The sequence below is a fragment of the Hymenobacter ginkgonis genome (genome assembly GCF_009755225.1).
Classification (GTDB): domain Bacteria; phylum Bacteroidota; class Bacteroidia; order Cytophagales; family Hymenobacteraceae; genus Hymenobacter; species Hymenobacter ginkgonis.
Window position 1 is genome coordinate 1,243,685 of the sequence record NZ_WQKZ01000001.1, and the last position, 18,799, is coordinate 1,262,483.

Here is an 18,799-nt window from a genome sequence, read left to right on the forward strand (position 1 = left end):
TACTTAGTAAAAAATGTGCCCCTACCCCTGCGTCGGCTGCGCACTACACACCGGCAAAAATAAGCATCTAAGCTGCTCATATCCCCTAGGTAAACACCTGCTTTTCTAGAGATAATATAGTTTTTTTTACAACAAGCCTTGGTTATTATTGTCTCTGCTCACCTAGCGCTATAGGGTAGTGCTAAAAGCTTATAATTCGTATTTACGGGCTGCCGCCACTTCGCCTACTCGTTCACCCTTGTAGCCTTAGCGGCCTTACCCCGTTTCAAGCAGCCGTTGCCCGTCAGCAGCAGGTGGTCAGGCTGGCCTTCGTGCCCTGCGTGGCTATCTCGTTGGTGCGCCTTCTGTTAGTATCTTATCACCCTAAAGAGCTGCTCCCTAAAAATTACCGCCGCCATGAACCGCTCCCTGCTGCTTGCCTGCTTGTGGCTGCTGGCCCCGGCGGCCTGGTCGGCCCCGACCCCGACCGTTCGGCAGCTGTGGCAGCAATTGCGCCAACACCCTCAGGCCGATACCTTCCGGGTTAACCGGCTCAACAAGCTGGCCGATTACCGTAGTGATGAAGACGGGTTTTCCCCTGCTCGCAACGACTCGCTGGCTCGGCAGGCCCTTACCCTCGCTCAGCGCCTGCACTATGTGTACGGCGAAGCGTATGCCCAGTACAATGTGGTTATGGCCGGTGCCGTGCCCACTTCCAAGCGACAATTTCAGGCCCGCCTGTTGCAGGTGCTGCCCCTGGCCGAACGCAGCGGCGATAAACCTTTGCTGGTTCAGGTATTGCAGACCCTTAGTTTATATTCGGGAGAACAAGGCCTGGCTTATATTCAGCGGGCCCTTACCGTGGCCCGCACAACGGGCCAGCCCCTGCTCGTGCAACGCTGCTACTGGACACAGGCGGGCTACTTCAAAACGGTGGTGGGCAACTACTACCTGGCCCTGCAAGCCTTGCAACAGGCGCTGCGCGTGACGCAGCAGGCCCACCTGCCGGACGAAGAGGCCGACGCCCTGGGTAGCATCGGCGGGTTATATATCGACATGGCTGACTATGAACAAGCCATCAAGTATCTGCTTCAGTCTTTTACCCAGGCGAAAGCCCTGCCAGAATCTTCCCGGAAGCGGGTGCTGGAAAGCGAAGCGTTGTACAGCATCGGGGAGTGTTATCGGCTTACTGGGCGCCAGGGCCGCGCGCAGGCTGCCTATCGGGAGGCCCTGCTCGTGTCGCGCAGCACGTTTCTGACCATGGCCGCCCAAAGTGGCCTGGCCGATAGCTATGAGCGCCAAGGCAATGCCCAGACGCTGCCCTTTGCTCGCCACGTGCTGGCCGAAACGTACGGCGCGCCCCACGAAGAACTGCGTCGGTACGCCCGGATGCGCGTTTACCTAACCCTGGGGCGCTACTTTCTACGCCAGGGGCCCGCCGATAGCGCCATTATCTACAGCCAGAAAGGCTTGCAGCTCGCCCAGCGCTTTCTAGAAAAAGAGCCGGTGCGCGATGCGCTGCTGCTGCTAGCGCAGGCCTCGGCCCGGCGGCATGCCTATGCGGCAGCCTACGCGTATCAGCGCCGCTACCTGGGCCTGCGCGATACGCTTAGCAACGAGCAAATTACTCGCCAAGCAACGGCCGCACGCTTTACGCAGAACCTCGCTCAGCAGCAAAGCCAGATTGCCCTTTTGCAAAAGGATAAATTGCTGCAAGTAGAGCAGGCGCGGCGCCAGCGCTTGTTGCTGGGCGCCACCCTGGTGGGGCTGGTCTTGCTCAGTAGCTTGGGGTTTGGGCTGTGGCGCTACACGCGCCAGCAGCAGCAAGCCAATACCCGGCTGCACCAGCAGCGCGACCAGACCCGCAGGGCCCTGCGGCACTTGCGGGCCACTCAGCAGCAATTGATTCAGCGGGAAAAAATGGCGTCGCTGGGCGAATTGACGGCCGGCATCGCCCACGAGATTCAGAACCCGTTGAACTTCGTTACCAATTTTGCCGATGTATCTGCGGAGCTTTGCCAGGAGCTACAGCAGGAAGCGCAGGCGGGCCACCCCGACAACGTCGTAGCCCTGGCCGACGACCTGACCCAGAACCTAACCAAAATTAGCCAGTACGGGCAGCGGGCGGCGGGCATCGTCCGGGGCATGCTGGACCACGCCCGCCCCAGCAACGGGGAGCGGCAACCCACCGACCTGAACGCCCTTTGCCATGAATACCTGCGCTTAGCTTACCAAGGGCTGCGCAGCAAAGACCCCTCGTTTGAGGCCACCATCCAAACCAAGCTGGCACCGGCCTTGCCGCGGGCGACGGTGAGCGAATCGGAGATTGGGCGGGTGCTGCTCAATCTCTTCAACAACGCTTTCTATGCCCTCCGACAGCGGCAGCACCGCGTGACGGGCTACCAGCCAGCGGTCTACGTGAGCACCGAACTGCGGGAGCCGAACCTGGTCCTGACTATTCGTGATAACGGAATTGGCATCCCGGCGAAAATTCAGCCGAAAATTTTCCAGCCGTTCTTCACCACTAAGCCGCCAGGCGAAGGCACGGGCCTCGGCCTGTCCTTGAGCTATGACATTGTGACCAAGGGCCATGGGGGCACGCTAAGCGTAAATTCACACGAAGGGGAGGGAACCGAAGTGGTCCTGACCTTGCCGGCGTAAGGCTCCGCGGTACTTAATGAGTGGTCATGGTAAATAATGTGCCAAGGCGTAACGCCGATTTCGCCTGCCCTAATTGCTCCTTTAGGAAGGGGTAGCGAGCGGTTGCTACGCATCTGCCAAATTCACGGCCCCTCTTTCTGGTTAAGTTTCTGAGCCAACTTAATAAGTTAGCTATGGGGAGGTGTCCACCCAAGCGCAGTCGCAGGTACTTAGGCATCAAGCCCATGGCCAGTAGCCCGCAAAGGCGACTTTTGAACCAGCCTTTTACCCAAGGTATTTCTCAGGGAAAGATGGTAGTCTGAACAAACAGCTTAGAAGAAGAAGCCCAGGCGAATAAGCGGTAGCCGTCCTTCAGCTGAAATGCCGTACATGGCAGCTAGCACCACCTGCGGCGTGGGGGCCAGCCACAAGCCAGGCCCGTAGCCGCGGTGCCACAGGTGCGATGTTTCGCCCGGCACCCACACCCGGCCCACATCGTGGAAGGCCAGTAGGCCGAAGGTGGCCGGCAGCAGGTAGCTGCGAATACGGGCCACTTGCAGGCGCACTTCGGTGTTGTTGTAGGCACTCTGGCGGCCGGCGAAGCGGGTGCGGCCGAAGCCGCGCAGGTTGGCGAGTCCGCCCAGGGTAGCAGCCTGGAAAAACTCGTAGTCCTCGCTGAGATTGAACGTGCCGCCGAAGCGGGTAGCCAGCGTCAGGCGCAGCGGAAAACGAAAGCTGCGGTACATAGCCAGCGACGCGCTAAGCTGAGTGAGCGGCCGGGCGCTGGCCGTGAGCGGGCGCTGGGCCAGCAATTCGGCCTGGCCGGCCACGCCCTGCGGCAGCTCGGCGCGGGCGTGCAGGCTAGCAAATTCGTAGCCCAGCCGCGCACCCAGGTACTGCTTGGCTTCGAATAGCTTATCGGGGCGCAGGCGCGGGTCGGGGTTCTGGTCGAGGATGCGGCCGGGCTGGTCTTCTACGTCCACGCCTTGGTAAACCGGCCCGCCAAATACAATGCTCCGCGCACTTAGCTGGCGGCGCAGCAGGGCGGCTACGGCTAGGTTGCGGAAGCGCACCCGGTAGTAGGCCGCGCTGGTGGGCTCGTCGGGCACGAGCGCGGTATTATTGCCTAGCCCGTAGAAGTTGCGCACATAATTGGGCGCCTGCACGGCGGCACGCACCTGCAAGTCAAAAGGCCCTACTACCTGCGCAAAATTGCCTTCATACCCAAAGCTGAAAGCCCCGGTGCGCAGCGCCACATTGGCCGTGACTTGGTGGGTAGCGGCCCAAGGCAGCTTGCGGAAGCCCGGCCGCTTGAGCAGCAGCCCCAGGCCCACAAACAACCCGTCGTCCACGTTGTAGCTCCAGGGGTAGAGGGGGCCGGCAAAGGCGTATTTAAACGCCTGGCGGTCGTACTGATTCACTTCCGGCCGGGCGCTGAGGCGGGTTTTGGTGTCGGGCCCGCGGGCGGCTATGGCCAGGCCGGCCGGCGCATCGTAGGCCGTGACGCGCCGCCGCCCGCTGCGCACCCGGGAGGCATCGCGCAGGGTGTCAGCGCCTTCGCCGCCTACCACGCGCACCACTGGCCCGTGCTGCACCTCGCCGCGCAGAGCAAATACGTCGGCCCCGCCCTGGCCGTAGAGGCGGATTTCCTGCGTTTCGTCGGTTTGGAATGTGCGCTGGTAGCGCACGGCCCCGCGCTGCCCCGTTTTAGAAAGCTCATACACGGTTACTTGCGTGTGCGCATCGTCCTGGCGCAGGACCTCAAACTCTTCGGGGCCGTCGCTGCCCACCACCTCCACCGCGTGGGCCAGGAAGCGGTAATATTGGTCGGCCCACGCGGGTAGGTGCGTCCGGTGGGCTTGCAGCTTGGCTAGCACTGTAGGGCCGGAGAGGCGATAAATCGAATCGGGCCACTGGCGCAGGCCTGCGGCTAACACGTTGTCGGTTAGGCTGGCTTGCACCGAGTCGGCCAGCGCCTGCCAGTCGGCGCGGCTGAGCTGGGTTAGAAAAGAGCGGTCGAAGTAGCGGGCGTTGAAATTGAAGCTGTTGACGTTCTGAAACTCGTAGTCGAACCCCTGAATGCGAGGCAGCAGGTACTCCACCCTGGCGCGGTGGGGTAGGAACCCCTGGTTGACGAACAGCGCCTGGTCGCGGTCGCGGGGCACGGCCCGAAACAGCTTGCCGCCGCCGGGGCGGGGGTAGGCCAGCCAGCGCCACTGGTCGTCGTGGCGGTCCCAGTCGGCCAGCACGATATCGAGCAGGCGGGCGCGCAGCACGGCCCGCTGGTCTACGCGGTTGCGCGGGTCGGCTTGCAATTGAGTTAGCACATCGGGTGTGCTGTAGTACTTGCGCTCGGGCCGACCCGAAAAGCTGCGCGGCGGGGCCGGCTCGCGGGTTTCGAGCAAGGCCAGCGAGCCGGCAAACTCGCGGCGGTAGATACCCAGGCGCGGGTCGTCGGGCACGAGTACCAGCTGCGGATTGGTGTGCCCAACCCCGGCCGCCTCGGCCAGCGGCGGCACCAGGAGGGCAGCGTAGGGGTGAGCCGCCGAAATCTGGTCTTGCACGAGGGCGGCGGCCAGGGTGTGGTGCAAAAAGTCAGGTACCGAGCCGTTGGTATTTTTCTCAATCGAGCGCAGCACAAACTCCTGCCCACTGGCCGCCCGCAGCCGTAGCGACTGCGTTTGCAGCCCGCCGCCGCGCTTGAGCGGCGTCAGGCCACCCTGGGCGGTGCTCAAATCCAGCACGGGCACGGCAATGGGCTGCTGCCACTCGCGCCGGTAGTTGGGCCCTTGCAGCCACTGTCGAAACCGGCCGGCCTGGTAGTGGGTGCTGGCGGGCACCACCGCCACCACGGGCGGCTGCGGCCGGGCGCGGGCCACGGCAAAGGTGTCGGCCGCCGGCACAGGGGCGAGGTCGGGCGTGCGCCAGTGGCGCTCGGCCACCACCGACTGGCCATCGGGGTGCTCGGCATCGGGCACCCAATACGTGGCCCGCACCTGGCCATGGGCGGTATATTCTAGGCGGGTAAAGCCGTGGTACGCGGCCTTGGCGGGCGTGGCCAATACATCGGCCGGCGGGGCGTGCGGGGCCGCGGGGCCACTGAGGAGGTAGTGCAGGGCGTGCTCTTCGTCGTAGCGAGCCTGGCGGGCACCTTGGGCACTCACGTAGGTCAGGCCGGGGTATTTTTCCAGCACGCTGCGCAAAGAAGTGCGCAGCAACTCGTAGCGGGGGTTGGGCAGCAGCGGCAGCCGCCGGTGGGCCAGGGCCAGTGATTGCTGGCCCACCAGCAGCACTTGGCGGCCCTGGTTGCGGCGCAAAATATCGTCGAGCAGCGTGAGCACGGCGGCCGGGTCCTGGGTGGCACAGGGGCCCGGCTGGTCGGGTGGGGTAGGGGCGCGCAGCCACCACGCCGTGTTGAGGACTACCAGCGTGTGCTGGGCATCGAGCCGCAATTCCACGGGGTCGGGGCAGCGGCTGTCGGGCAGCAGCGCATCGGGGCGGCCGGCGGGGGTAGCCAGCAGCCGGGCCGCCTGGGCATCGCCTTCCGGCCCATCGGCCCCACCGGGCACGATAACCAGCCGGCCCGGAAAGGCGCGCAGCTGCGCCAGCAGCGCCGCCGAAACTTGCCCCTTTCCCTCATCAGTTAGCAGGCGAGCGCCCAGGCGGTCATCGAGCAGCACCAGCGTACTATGCCCGCCGAGCGGGGCCGCCTGCGCCACCACCGCGTGCAGGGTTTGCATGAGCTCAGTCGGCCCCCGGCTACGCCCCCCCACTACGAATACCGTGCAGGCCGGGCTGCTGGCCGACTGGGCATGGGCTGCCACGGGCCACCCGGCCAGCAGGCCGGCCCCCAGCAGCAGCGCTCGCCATAAGTAAGCGTATCTCATGGTCTGTAGAAGGAGTATTTAAATTTAATGCTAAGTAGCTACTAGTCATTAAGCTTGGCTCGCCTATTCATTTTCTGGCTCCGGGGCTACTTCGTAGAGGCGGTGCAAGCCCTTTTTGCCTTTGAGCGGGGCCAAAAAGCCCTGCCGCACCACTAGGCTCGGGCCGGCTGCTTCCACCACGGCTTCCGACACTAGAAAGTAGGTGCCGTACTCTTTATTAGCGCTTTCGATGCGGGCCGCCACGTTCACCGTGTCGCCGATGGTCGCCAGCTTGCGGAAGCCATTGCCGCCGATATGGCCCACCACGGCCTCGCCATAGTGCAGCCCGATGCGCACGTGAAAAGCGCAGCCATACATCTGCTTGAGGTAGGGGTTTAGCTGCTCGACGCCGCGCAGCATGGCCTGGCCCGCCGCCAGCGCATCGGGCACGGCCGTGGCGGGGTGGCTCAGGCCAAACACCACCATCAGCCCATCGCCGATAAAGTCGCTGATGTGGCCGTGGTGGGCGGCCACGATTTCGCTCATCACACCAAAGTAGCGGTTTAGAATATGAATGACATCGTAGGGCGGCAGCTGGTCGGCCAGCACGGTATAGTCCTGGATATCTGAAAACAAGATGGCAACCTGTTGCAGCTGGCCCAGTTGCTGGCCGGGGTGCTGTAGCTCCTGCGCCGCCAGCTCCAGGTCGAGCGTATCGAGAATGGGGCGCGAAAAACGCACGTCGCCGCCGGCCACGGTGGTTTGGCAGGCCAGGCGCACGGCGGGGGGTAGGCGCAGGCGGTCGGCCAGGGCCTGCTCAGGGGCATTGCGGGGCGAGCAGTACGCCAAGCCATCCAGCACCTGCACCCGGCACGTCGAGCACACGGCCTGGCCGCCGCAGGCGTGCGCGTGCGGAATGCCCTGCCGCAGCGTGGCCGCCAAGATGGTTTCGCCGGGGGCGATGGTTAGCGTGCGGTCGTCGGGCAACGCGTAGAGATGGGGCATAGCAGGCAACGGACATTCAACCGGCAAGATGCAAAGGGGTAAGTTAGCCCGCTCATAAGCCCTGCTAAAAGACAAGAAAATGCCACCCGCACAGGCGGCTGTTTGGCAGGCAATCGAGGACCTACGGCTACCCATTAAAACTAAAACCGCACCCTAAGCTTGTCATAGCTCAGGGTGCGGTAGGGGGGTAGCATCGCGTGCGTAAGCTGCTGGCCGCCACGTTTGCCTATTGCTGCAAGGCTGCGGCGAGATTGCCCAGCACGCCTAGCTGCGCAAAAATGACGGTAGCGGCCGTGTAGCAATGGAAGGACTTCACCTTGCCGTTTTCCAGATGGAAAACGTCGCAGCAGGGCGCGTGCATTTCCTTGCCGGTGGCCGCAAGGGTGCCCATTGGCAAGGCTAGCGGCCCCCGGTGCGTGCCATTCAGCGACAGCTCTACCGTTACCACATCGCCGGCCACGTAGAGGTTGTACAATTTGCGGTGCATATCGGGGAAGGCGGTCGCGTAAATCTCCACGGGGCGAGCCAGCTCTTCCCCATAATACTTCTGCCCGGCCGATACAGCGTAGAAATAGCCGTCTTCGGTAAACAAAGACGCGAACTGCTGGGCATCTTGGGTTTCAGCCACTTGGTAGAGCGCGCGGATTATTTCTTCGTTCGTCATGAGTGGTTGATTTTTAAGGGATTGGAAAGTGATGCGAGCTATCGGATAGAAGTAGCTTTCTTGCGGGTCGGGTAGAGACTGGTTACTCAGGCCCGCCTGGGTACATCGAGCAGCAACACAGTGGCGGGGCTACTGGCTTCTAGGTGCAACGCGTCTGGTTCCCAGCTTCCTAGGCCATCGTAGACGCCCAGCCGTTGCCCGTCAAGCAACACCTCGCCCTGTAGCACCAGCGCATACACGCCATTGCCGGCTGCTTTGGGCTGGTAGGTGAGCGCAGTGCCAGCAATGAGCGTAGCCAGGTGTAGCCAGGCCTGTTGGCGCAGGTGCACGCCGGGCTCACCTTCGTGGGGCGAGGCTATTTGTACCAGGTGGTTGGGCAAGGACGCAATCGCCTGCTGTTCGTAGCGCGGGGTGGCATCGGGCTGGTTGGTGGTCAGCCAGATTTGCAGAAAATGCACAGGGTCGTGCGGACTGTGGTTTTTTTCGCTGTGGCTAATGCCGGTGCCAGCACTCATCACCTGCACTTCGCCGGCCCGAATCACGGCCCGGTGGCCGAGCGAATCCTCGTGCTCCAGCGCGCCCGCCAGGGGTAGGGTGATAATCTCCATATTCTGGTGCGGATGCCGGCCGAAGCCCCGGCCCCCCGCCACCGTATCGTCGTTGAGAATGCGCAGCGCCCCAAATGCCTGCCGATTGGGGTCGTAGCTGCCACCTGTATTGAAGCTGCGGTAAGCATCGAGCCAGCCCAAATCAGCGTGTAGGCGGGTAGCAGCCGGATGGAAAATGGGGAAAGTCATAAATTAGTAGGTTGAATAAAAGCCAAGCGCTAGGGGCAAGTATCCGCTAGGTATGGTGGCGTGAACCCCCAATTGTGGGCTCGACTAACAGCACAAAGGTGCAGCCCGGCCTGGGGCTGCACCTTTGACATTTATCAAGAAATCGGTGGCGACTAGCTGGTTGCTGCTGCGGACTTCAGCTTGCGAGTTCGTCACTGTTTATAAGATAGTTAACTCGAATTGCTTGCCATTTTTCAAGCTGTTTTTTGATAAATGTCAATGGAGCAGGGTTGGACGGAGCGGGACCTTTGTGCCGTCGGAACGGCCCGCCTGCGTGAGGCCAACGACCTACTTAGTCACTCACCTTCCTGAAATCAACTTCATAACCGACTTTCTCACCTATGACGACAGAAGAAATAACGGCGCTACTGACGCGCCACATTAGTATCCTCAATAATCTGGATAAGACCGCGCGTACCCCAGCCATTGCCGAGGTTTACGCCGACGACCTCATATTCATCGACCCGCACCAAGAAACTACTGGCAGCGAGCACTTTGATGCTTTTTTGCAGGGCCTACACCAGAAATTTCCCGGTGCCGTTTTTCAGCTAGCGCAGCCGATGGACATTCACCACCAAATTGCCCGCATCAACTGGAATTTTGGCCCGCCCGCTAACCCAACCGCCGTGACGGGGCAGGATACGGTGGTGCTGGCCGATGGGAAGATTCAGGCGCTTTACGTCTTCCTCAACCAAGCCGGGTAATAGCGCAGACTTTCCGTCTGTGCTACGGTGTTTTTTACCCGCAAAAACGCTTTCCTTTGCACGGTATTGTTATCCCGACACCGTGCGGCATGTTTGAGCTTTTTGAGAAATATCTGCGGAGCCGAGCGGCCTTCACGGACGGCGAAATGCAGCAGCTTGAGGCCGTGAGCGTGGTCAAAAAGCTGCGCAAGCGCCAATATCTATTGCAGGCAGGCGACGTGTGGGTGTACAATGCCTTCGTGGCCAGCGGCTGCCTTCGCACCTACACCGTCGATGCCAAAGGAGCCGAGCACATTCTGAACTTCGCCATCGAAAACTGGTGGACCGGCGACCGCCAAAGCCTGACCTCGGGCCAGCCCTCGCGCTTCAACATCGACGCGATTGAGGATACCACGGTCGTCCTCATCAAAAACGAGGAGTTTGAGCGCCTGCGCCAAGCTATTCCGACGCTGAACGAGCTGGTCAACGACATTCTGCACCGCAGTTTTCTGGCTTCGCAAATCCGCATTCACGCGGCCATCAGCTATTCGGCCGAGGAAAAATACCGGCAATTTCTGACGCAGTTTCCGGCTTTTGCCCTGCGCATTCCCCAGCACATGGTGGCCTCCTACCTAGGCATGACCACCGAAACCCTGAGCCGCATCCGACGCAACCTCGTGTAAGGAGCCGCTTCCGGCGTACGCCGTGTGAACTGGCAAAGAAAAATTACTGACAAAATTCAAGCAGTCAGTATAATAAGTGCAGGCTACTGCTATTTATTAACGCTTTTTTTTGACAAATGTCAATGGAGCGAGGGTAAGCAGCGCGGGACCTTTGTACGGTCAAGTGAGGCGCGCCAGGTGGCAGTCTCTTCACTTCAAGCCCGGCGAAAATCGCCCCGCCACTTATCCAAATTATAGTTCTTGTTTTAACATGAGCACCTCCCAAAAATTAGCTGGTAAAGTAGCCCTCATCACGGGCGGCACCACGGGCATCGGTCTAGCCACGGCCCTGCGCTTTGTAGCCGAAGGGGCCTACGTGTACATCACCGGTCGCCGCCAGGCCGAGCTCGATGCCGCCGTGCAGCAGCTCGGCCCCAACGCCAAAGGCATCCGCAGCGACGTAACCAGCCAGGCCGACCTCGACCTACTCTTCGACACGATTAAGGCCGAAAAAGGCCAGCTCGACGTGCTGTTCACCAACGCGGGCGGCGGCGAGTTTGCGGCGCTGGGCGGCATCACCGAAGCACACTACGATAACACGTTTAACCTGAACGTGAAAGCCACGCTTTTTACGGTGCAAAAGGCCTTGCCCGTGCTGCGCGACGGGGCTTCGATTATCCTGATGGCTTCTATCGTAGCCTCTACGGGCCCGGAAAACTTCAGCGTGTACAGCGCCTCTAAGGCAGCCGTGCGCTCCTTTGCCCGCACCTGGGCGGCCGACCTCAAAGGCCGTAAAATCCGCGTCAACGCCGTCAGCCCCGGCCCCATCGACACGCCCGGCCTAAGCGGCTTGGGTGCCGATGCCGCCCAAGCCGAGCAAATCAAGGCCTACCTGGCTAGCACCGTGCCGCTGGGCCGCCTGGGCTCGCCCGATGAAATCGGCAAAGCCGTCGTGTTCCTGGCCTCCGACGACAGCAGCTTCGTAACGGGCACCGAATTGTTTGTCGATGGGGGCACGGCGCAGGTATAGGGCTTAAGCCCAATTTATTAGGTTTGGAAGCCGGTTCATTCGAGCCGGCTTCTTTTCTTCATGGAGGGGCAGCAAGGAGCTCGGCCGCGCCCGGCGAGTACTGGGTGTGGCGCTACCCCCACCAGGAAATGGCCGATTACTAAAAGGCGGCCGCCCCTATATCCGAAGCTGCGACTGGGAGCAATAGCTGTCAGAATGACGGTAAATTGTTGGCGGCTAACTATTTGCCTGCACTTGGCAGGCGTGTAGCCGCTTTAAGGTTTACTATCATGGATTCTTATTCGCAAATCGTTATTTCGGCCGTGGCAACGGCCAAGGATTCAGTTGTTAAAATTGATGTTCGCAAAAAGGATAAGCAACAAAAACTAGTCCCAGCAGGCTCGGGCTCCGGTTTTTTATTTTCTACCGACGGTTTTGTCTTCACCAATAGCCACGTCGTGCACGGGGCCGAGGACATTCGCCTCACCTTCGCCGATGGCACCGACTACCCGGCCACGCTGGTCGGCGAAGACCCCGATTCAGACCTGGCTCTGCTCCAAACCCCGGCGACGGGGCACCCCGCCGCCCGGCTCGGCGACTCGTCGGCGCTGCAAATCGGCCAGCTTGTCATTGCCATCGGCAATCCGTATGGCTTTCAGCACACCGTCACGAGCGGCGTGGTGAGTGCCTTGGGCCGCACGCTCCGCACCGAAACCGGCCGCCTCATCGACAACATCGTGCAAACCGACGCGGCCCTGAACCCCGGCAATTCGGGCGGCCCGCTCATTGATGCCGACGGGCAGGTGGTGGGCGTGAATACGGCCACCATCCGGGGCGCGCAGGGGCTGTGCTTTGCTATCGGCATCAATACGGCTACGGCCATTTTGCCGGCGCTGCTGCGTGAGGGCCGGGTGCGGCGCGGCTACCTGGGCCTAAGCACCCAGCAAGTAGACTTGCACCCGCGCGTAGTGGGTTTTCACCAACTACCCACGCGCCAAGCGCTATTTGTGGTGGGGGTAGAGGCCGGCTCGCCCGCCGCCAAAGCGGGCTTGCGTGAGGGCGATTTTGTCATCGCCTTTGCCGACCAGCCCGTAGCCAGCGCCGACGACCTGTTTCGGCTGCTCACGCAAGAGAAAATCGGCGCTTTTCAGTTTCTAACGGTACTCCGCAACCAGCAAAAGCTTGAGTTGCGCATCACGCCTATCGAGAACGGGGCCGCCCGAGCACATCTCGCTAAAGCAGCATAATACAGCTTGGTATTCTGGACATAGTAGAATTTAAGGAGGGTTCCCTTCATTTCCTACAGTACCTGCTAGCTTACTTTTTCTTGTAAAACGTCGTAGCAGCTTGGAAAATATTGATTTTGTTGCCGTTTGTATTGAGAAAAATACCGGCGTTGTTTACCAAGATGTTCAACTGGCCCTAGTGCTGGGCGAAGTTGCTAGCAAGGCTAGCCTGAGAAACGGGCGTTTGGTTAGAAAGTACTGGAAAGAAAGCGCTTTATATGGTCCTGGCTGTTGCAGAGCCTGCTAAGTGAGAGTCGAGAAGTACTAGGGGTTCTAAAAGGCGCACCTTGTTCAAGCAACCCTACCCCTAATATTATGCTAGTCCAGACGATGACTTCGGGTTATATAAAGATGTGGTAAACAAATAGACAGACTTGTCTGTATTTTGGCAATAGCTATTATCTTCACCACATGAAAGCGACATCTGACGTACGCGAACGAATTCTGACTACGGCCGGCCGCCTGTTCCACCAGCAGGGCTATAACCTGACAGGTATCAACCAGATTATTGCCGAGGCCGACATTGCCCGGGCCTCGCTCTACCAGCACTTTGCCTCGAAAGACGAACTGTTGCTCGAGTACCTGCGCCGCACCGACGAGGCGTGGTTTGCGGCGCTGGCCGACTTTAGCCAATCTTGCCAAACGCCCCAGGAAAAGCTACTCGCGCTCTTCGACTTTCGGATGGCGCGCCAGCAGGCACTGGGCTTCGCGGGCTGCAATTTCGTGAAAATAAATGCCGAAGTAGGCCGCGATAAGGAGCCGGTATTTGCCCTCGCCGCCGCCCACAAAGAGCGCCTGCGCCACTTCATTCAGGAGTTGGTACCGCAGGCCCTACCCCAGGCCGACGCCGACACGCAGGCCGATACGGCCGATACCCTCTTCCTGCTGCTAGAGGGCGGCGGCCTCACCACCACCCTGCGCCAAGATATGTGGGGCCTCGCCCGCGCCCGCGCCCTGGCCGCCAAGCTGCTATGAGCCAGGCCCTGCCCGCACCAGCCCCGGCCTTGCCGGCTGCGCCAGCCGCCACCAGCCCTACCCACCCGTGGGGACTACTGCTCGTGATTCTGACGGCTCCGCTGCTGTCGGTGCTTGACGTATTCATCGTGAATATGGCCATTCCTGCCATCCGCACCGACCTGGGGGCTACCGGGGCTGACTTGGAACTGGTGATTGCCGGGTATTTGCTAGGCTTTTCAGCTTTCCTCATCACCGGGGGGCGGGCCGGCGACCAATACGGGCGGCGGCGCGTGTTTATAACTGGGCTGGTGCTCTTTACGCTCACGTCTTGCCTGTGCGGCATTGCGCCCAGCATCGGGCAGCTCGTTCTCTACCGCTTCCTGCAAGGGGTAAGCGCAGCCTTCATGCTCCCCCAGACCATTGCCCTGATTCAGGTCAGCTTTGCCGAGGCGCAGGCCCGCAACCGAGCGTTTGGCTACTACGGCATCACGCTAGGTATTGCGTCGATGCTGGGGCTGTACTTGGGCGGCTACCTGGTCAGTACCAATTGGGGCGTGGCGGGCTGGCGGCTTACCTTCTTGGTCAACCTGCCAGTGGGGGTAGTGGCTACGGGCGCAGCCCTGCGCCTGCTGCCCGAAACGGCGCGCAACCACGCGCAGCAATTCGATTTTGGCGGTGTGGCGCTGCTGACGGCGGGGCTGGGGGCGGTGGTCTATCCGCTGAGTGTGGGCCGCGAGGTGGGCTGGCCAGCCTGGAGCTTGGCACTGCTGCTGCTCGGGCTGGCGCTGCTGGGCGTCTTGCTGCGGCAGCAGGCCAGCCTGCTGCGCCGGGGCGGCAACCCGCTGCTCGACGTGGACTTGTTTGGCTACCCCTCCTTCAACCTGGGAGTGGGCACGCTGGTGTTTTTCTTCAGCGTGCACAATTCCTTTTTGCTCATCAGCACGGTGTATCTGCAGAGCGGGCTGCACGTGCCATCCTACGCGGCGGGCACCACGTTCGTTTTTTTCGGTGCCGGGTTTCTGGTGTCGGCCTACTTGTCGATTCGCTACATCGGCCGGTTTGGCAAGCGGCTGCTGCAGTTTGGGCTGCTGTTGATGCTGCTGGCGCTGGCGGGCCAGGTGCTGCGTGCCCCGGCTTTCGCCACTTCGCTGGCCGAGCTGAAAGCCTGGCTCTTGCTCTATGGCCTGGGTAGTGGGCTGGTCATTCCTTCGCTGCTAAATGTGGCCCTGCGCTGCCTGCCGGCCCGCTTTGCCGGCGGGGCAGCCGGGGTGTATTCCACATTTCAGCAGGTGGCCTCGGCGCTGGGCGTCACGCTCATTGGGGGCGTGTTTTTTGCGCACTGGCACCCCGGCGAAGCTGCCAGCTTCGTGCGCGCCTTCCGCTTCGGGCTGGGGCTGGACATCGGCTGCCTGCTGGTAGCAGCCTTGCTGCTAGAGCAACTGCAAGAAACTAAGGCCGATTAGGTTTCGCCTACCCCCAGGCTGCTTAAGTAAGCTTCTCCTTCACCTTTACTCCACTACTGCCATGCCCTTTGCGCGTATTTCTGTTGGCCAGCACCGCTCGGCCGCCGCTATCAAAGCCATCAGCGACGGTGTGTACGAAGCCTTGGTTGAGGCCGTGCACGCCCCGGAAGACGACAAGTTTCAGGTCATTACCCGCCACACTGCCGACGAGCTGATTTTCAGCCCGACTTACCTGGGCATTGAGCGCTCCGCCGACCTGACGTTCATCCAGATTTTCCTCTACCCCGGTCGCACCGTAGCGCAGAAGAAACTGCTGCATCACACCATCGCGCAGAAGCTGGCCGACAATCCAGGTATGCGGCAGGAAGACGTCTTCATTATCCTGGTCGATGTGCCCCGGGAAAACTGGTCGTATGGCAACGGGGAGGCCCAGTTTGCTCCTAAGGAGGAGCCCGCGGCATCCTAAGCCTACTGCGGCCCCCGGCTTATCGGCCACCAGTCTTTGAGTGGTTACCAGTTTTTGGGTGGCCGCCAGGCTGAAACGGAAGCATTAAGGGTGCCCCCCGGCCGGGGGTAAGCGGGTTGTTCGCCATGAGATAACTGCTTGACAAAATAGTAGCTTTCCTCATTCCGGTTTTACGTTTGCAAAACAGTTATTTCATAAGCCCCTTCGTTACGGAACACGAATCTTATCTGCCTGGGCTTCCGCGTGAAGGTCCATCACGTCCTTCGGCAACTATGACCTGTTGGAAGCCATAGCCATACTCGCCATACTCTAGGTGCCTACCCCCCCGCCGCACTAACAGGCCCGGTACCCAGAGTTGGTTTACGTGCTGGAGGATGCGCTCGAATTCTTGGTCATCAGGCCGTGGCGCTGCGGCATAATATGTCACCTTTACCTACTCCAGGAAGATGCAAGAACCCAAAGAAATCATTCACGTGGGCGCACTGGAGTTGCGCTTTCTGCTTGATGGCGACGATACCAACCAGCGGCTGGTCGTGTTCGAGTTTTCGGTACCCCCCGGGCAAAGGTGCCCGCCCCACACTACCACGAAGAGGTAGATGAGTTGGTTTATGGCTTGGCCGGGACTATGACCACCACAGTAGCCGGTAGCGTCCGGCAACTGGGCCCCGGCGAGCAGTGCTTTATTCCGCGCGGCGTCGTACACCATCACACCAATCTGGGTTCGGAAACCGCGACGGTGCTCACGGTATTGACTCCGGCTAGCATTGGCCCGGCCTACTTTCGAGAGCTCGGCGCCTTGTTGCAGGCGGGTGGCCCGCCTGACCCGGGGCGGGTACAGGAAATCATGGCTAAGCACGGACTGGTAGTGGCTTGACAAGCGCTAACTAGGTTGGCTCCGATAGACACAGCGGCGGTTACCGAACCCTAGCCGACCCATCAGAAAACCCTGCTAGTTGCGGCTTCACAGAGCAGCAAAATAGCTGATAACGACATTTTTAGTGCTCCGTGTAAGCTCACCGGCATAAGTGTTCTTAAGTCCGGTTATCCCTGCCTGGGAGCCGGCATAGCAGTTCATAAAAAAGGCGGAGCCCAAGCCCCGCCTTTTTAACACTATACCCATAGCAGAAGCTTATTGTGGCAGCGTGAGTAGGTAGCCGATGGTAAAGTTGGCATCCCAGTCGAATACAAACTGTTGGCAGCCAGTGGCATCGGCGATGGCTTTATAGATATTTAGCCCAGCTTTTGATTTGGCATTATCGAGCTGGTACGTGTCAGCTGCTTTTAGCACGGTAAAGCGCTCCTTTCCGTTACGTACTTTCTTGGCCATTTCAAATGGCACGCCCCCAATGATGAAGCAGGTTTGGCGCAAGCTAGCGGGCACCTGCTCAGCCTGGGCTTTCACTTCGGAGGCCACCGTTGCATCATCCGTGCCCTTCTCAAAGTATTTGGCCCCGTAAGTTTCTACTGACGTGGGCGCCCCGCCGGCCAGCCACGAAATCTTGGTATTGCCCGAGCCAATATCCGTCACAAACGCCTTGCTTGCGTAAGAGGGGGGTAGCACCGAGCGCAGCCCCAGCACGCCTTCCTTTTCGGGCGTTACGGTGTTCACCACGTAGTTTAGGCTTTTTAAGGCCTTGATTATTTTGGCCGTGCCCGCTGCTTTTTGGGCCCCGGAGCTCACCACAAAATGGATGTCGCGGCCGCCTACCCCGTAGTCCAGCATCTGGCCGATGTAGGCTTTCAAGCCCTTACGCACGTCCTCATCAGAGGCCATGTTTTCCAGCACTAAGCTGTTGCCAAAGTCGGCTTTTTCGAGTTTCCAGTTGCGGGCTTTGTCGATGCGAACAATGAACGAATTGAAGCCACTGGCTCCCAGTTCTACCACGCCCTTTAGCTTGCCATTCACGGGGGCGGGCGCTTCGTAGGCAAACGCCGCCGCCGAACTACCCGATGGAGAAGGAGCGGAACTCGTGGCGGTATCCACGGCGGCGCCAGGCGCGGTGCTGGTGGCCGTGACCACTGCCGGCGCGGGGCGGGTGCCAACGAAATAGCGGAAGCCAAAATACACGGCTGCTACCACGACGAGCGTGATAATGAGCCGGCCGGCCAAGGTGATGCGTTGCATTGAAAAAGGGGGGTAAGGTGAATGGGAAGAAAGAGGTAGGTTCAGCGCAGTTGGGCCGCCCGAGCGGCGGCTAATTCAGTAAGTCGCGGTAGCCCGCGTCTTTGGCCGGAAAGGGCTCGGCCCCGCGGGCGCTTAGCGTGGTGGCTTCGGGCTTGGTATCGAGGCTCACCAGCTTAAATTCTCCTTGGTTATAGGCTTGCAGCATGGCCTCGCCTTTGTCGGAAAGAATGCCATTTTGCACGTCTACGGAATTGATGAAATCCATCGACAGGTCCATCGCGCGCTTCATCTCGCCCAGTTTTTGGCTCATGTCGTCCTGGATGTACTCCATCGATTCATCAAAGTAAAACTTCTTGTCCGGGTCGCCCTTAAAAATGCTCACGGCCGTACGCAGCGCACTAGAGCTTTCCTTCACGATTTTATATTCGACCTCTTTGAGGCGCACCTTGATTTCGGTTTCCTTGATGATGTAATCGGCGCTCTGATTCACCTTTTCCATGAAGGCCAACACCATTTTGATGTTGCGCTGGAGGGGTAGCAGCTTCTCGTTCATCTGCTGCAAGCCCGCGCCTTCGATGGTGGCGAGCTGCGCCGCTTCCTTCATGCCGGGCCGGCCAGCCAGGCTGGTGGCCTTGTTGGCCTCGGCAAATTTCTGCTTGATTTCGTCGTTGTTCTCGTTGATTTTTTTATTAAGCTTCACCAGTTGGCCGGCCAGGGTATCAATCTGGCCCTGCATTTTTTGGCGCTTCTGCTTCAAGTCCTCGATGTAGATTTTGAGGATGGCAATGGGGTCGAGCTGAATGACTAGCCCGGTGATTTTGCGCATCAGCGTCTTAAACAAAAAGAATAACCCAGTCCGGATGTCGCGGCTCGTGGCCAGAAACACCAGCAGCGCCAGTCCACCCAGCAGAAAGGCTAGGTGCAGCGTATTGGAGGCCACTTCGATGAGGAATTTCACCACCTCGTTGAAGTAGAACAAGCCCGTGCCGACCAGCCCTGCCAGCACCACAAGACCCAGCACGCCCTCGGGGCGCGACCAAAAGGAGCGGCGCTCGGCATCGGTGGAGCCGCCGAGCTGCGTGAAATCAGGAGTTGCCATACAGAGACGAAGAGGGGAAAATGAGAACGCCAAGATAGACTTTGGGTACTAGATAGGCT

Annotated in this window: 16 protein-coding genes; 10 read left to right on the top strand and 6 right to left on the bottom strand. The window is 60.2% G+C overall.

What is annotated here, in order from left to right; genetic code table 11:
- The first annotated feature begins 396 nt into the window (after positions 1 to 396).
- Entirely contained in the window at positions 397 to 2,640 is a 2,244-nt protein-coding gene (locus tag GO988_RS04945) for an ATP-binding protein (protein WP_157562388.1), read from the top strand.
- Positions 2,641 to 2,951: 311 nt separating this feature from the next.
- On the opposite strand, the gene GO988_RS04950 is transcribed toward GO988_RS04945, so the two are convergent.
- From GO988_RS04950 to GO988_RS04965, 4 genes are all read right to left on the bottom strand, one after another.
- The gene (locus GO988_RS04950) at positions 2,952 to 6,506 is read right to left on the bottom strand and encodes a hypothetical protein (protein WP_157562389.1); all 3,555 of its coding nucleotides are present in this window, start codon (positions 6,504 to 6,506) and stop codon (positions 2,952 to 2,954) included.
- 63 nt (positions 6,507 to 6,569) lie between these two features.
- Positions 6,570 to 7,490 (bottom strand): adenylate/guanylate cyclase domain-containing protein, encoded by a 921-nt coding sequence (locus tag GO988_RS04955; RefSeq protein WP_198172503.1) that lies wholly within the window; start codon positions 7,488 to 7,490, stop codon positions 6,570 to 6,572.
- A 226-nt stretch (positions 7,491 to 7,716) separates the two neighbouring features.
- Positions 7,717 to 8,154: a nuclear transport factor 2 family protein gene (locus tag GO988_RS04960; RefSeq protein ID WP_157562391.1), complete on the bottom strand. Its 438-nt coding sequence runs from the start codon at positions 8,152 to 8,154 to the stop codon at positions 7,717 to 7,719.
- 86 nt (positions 8,155 to 8,240) lie between these two features.
- Positions 8,241 to 8,951 carry a pirin family protein gene (locus GO988_RS04965; protein ID WP_157562392.1) on the bottom strand — a complete coding sequence of 237 codons (711 nt, stop codon included), beginning with the start codon at positions 8,949 to 8,951 and terminating at the stop codon, positions 8,241 to 8,243.
- A gap of 380 nt (positions 8,952 to 9,331) precedes the next feature.
- Here GO988_RS04965 and GO988_RS04970 point away from each other — a divergent pair, with 380 nt between their 5' ends.
- The 9 genes from GO988_RS04970 to GO988_RS05005 all read left to right on the top strand — a co-directional run bounded on the left by GO988_RS04970 (position 9,332) and on the right by GO988_RS05005 (position 16,390).
- Positions 9,332 to 9,694, top strand: a complete 363-nt coding sequence (locus GO988_RS04970) for a nuclear transport factor 2 family protein (RefSeq protein WP_157562393.1) — start codon at positions 9,332 to 9,334, stop codon at positions 9,692 to 9,694.
- 89 nt (positions 9,695 to 9,783) lie between these two features.
- Positions 9,784 to 10,356 carry a Crp/Fnr family transcriptional regulator gene (locus tag GO988_RS04975; RefSeq protein ID WP_157562394.1) on the top strand — a complete coding sequence of 191 codons (573 nt, stop codon included), beginning with the start codon at positions 9,784 to 9,786 and terminating at the stop codon, positions 10,354 to 10,356.
- Positions 10,357 to 10,606: 250 nt separating this feature from the next.
- A complete protein-coding gene (locus GO988_RS04980; RefSeq protein ID WP_157562395.1) occupies positions 10,607 to 11,365 on the top strand; it encodes an SDR family oxidoreductase in 759 nt (252 codons plus the stop codon).
- A gap of 269 nt (positions 11,366 to 11,634) precedes the next feature.
- Positions 11,635 to 12,591 carry a S1C family serine protease gene (locus GO988_RS04985; RefSeq protein ID WP_157562396.1) on the top strand — a complete coding sequence of 319 codons (957 nt, stop codon included), beginning with the start codon at positions 11,635 to 11,637 and terminating at the stop codon, positions 12,589 to 12,591.
- Positions 12,592 to 13,041: 450 nt separating this feature from the next.
- Positions 13,042 to 13,605, top strand: a complete 564-nt coding sequence (locus tag GO988_RS04990) for a TetR/AcrR family transcriptional regulator (RefSeq protein ID WP_157562397.1) — start codon at positions 13,042 to 13,044, stop codon at positions 13,603 to 13,605.
- A complete protein-coding gene (locus GO988_RS04995; protein ID WP_157562398.1) occupies positions 13,602 to 15,050 on the top strand; it encodes an MFS transporter in 1,449 nt (482 codons plus the stop codon). Before GO988_RS04990 ends, GO988_RS04995 begins: the two co-directional genes overlap by 4 nt.
- A 61-nt stretch (positions 15,051 to 15,111) precedes the next feature.
- On the top strand, positions 15,112 to 15,516 hold the full coding sequence (locus GO988_RS05000) for a tautomerase family protein (RefSeq protein ID WP_157562399.1): 405 nt from the start codon (positions 15,112 to 15,114) through the stop codon (positions 15,514 to 15,516).
- 446 nt (positions 15,517 to 15,962) lie between these two features.
- On the top strand, positions 15,963 to 16,112 hold the full coding sequence (locus tag GO988_RS23725) for a cupin domain-containing protein (RefSeq protein ID WP_198172504.1): 150 nt from the start codon (positions 15,963 to 15,965) through the stop codon (positions 16,110 to 16,112).
- The gene (locus GO988_RS05005) at positions 16,082 to 16,390 is read left to right on the top strand and encodes a cupin domain-containing protein (protein WP_198172505.1); all 309 of its coding nucleotides are present in this window, start codon (positions 16,082 to 16,084) and stop codon (positions 16,388 to 16,390) included. Before GO988_RS23725 ends, GO988_RS05005 begins: the two co-directional genes overlap by 31 nt.
- 255 nt (positions 16,391 to 16,645) lie before the next feature.
- Here the strand turns inward: GO988_RS05005 and GO988_RS05010 are convergent, their stop codons facing one another.
- Positions 16,646 to 17,641 carry a hypothetical protein gene (locus GO988_RS05010; RefSeq protein WP_157562400.1) on the bottom strand — a complete coding sequence of 332 codons (996 nt, stop codon included), beginning with the start codon at positions 17,639 to 17,641 and terminating at the stop codon, positions 16,646 to 16,648.
- A 70-nt stretch (positions 17,642 to 17,711) separates the two neighbouring features.
- Positions 17,712 to 18,740 (bottom strand): hypothetical protein, encoded by a 1,029-nt coding sequence (locus tag GO988_RS05015; protein ID WP_157562401.1) that lies wholly within the window; start codon positions 18,738 to 18,740, stop codon positions 17,712 to 17,714.
- Positions 18,741 to 18,799: the final 59 nt, after the last annotated feature.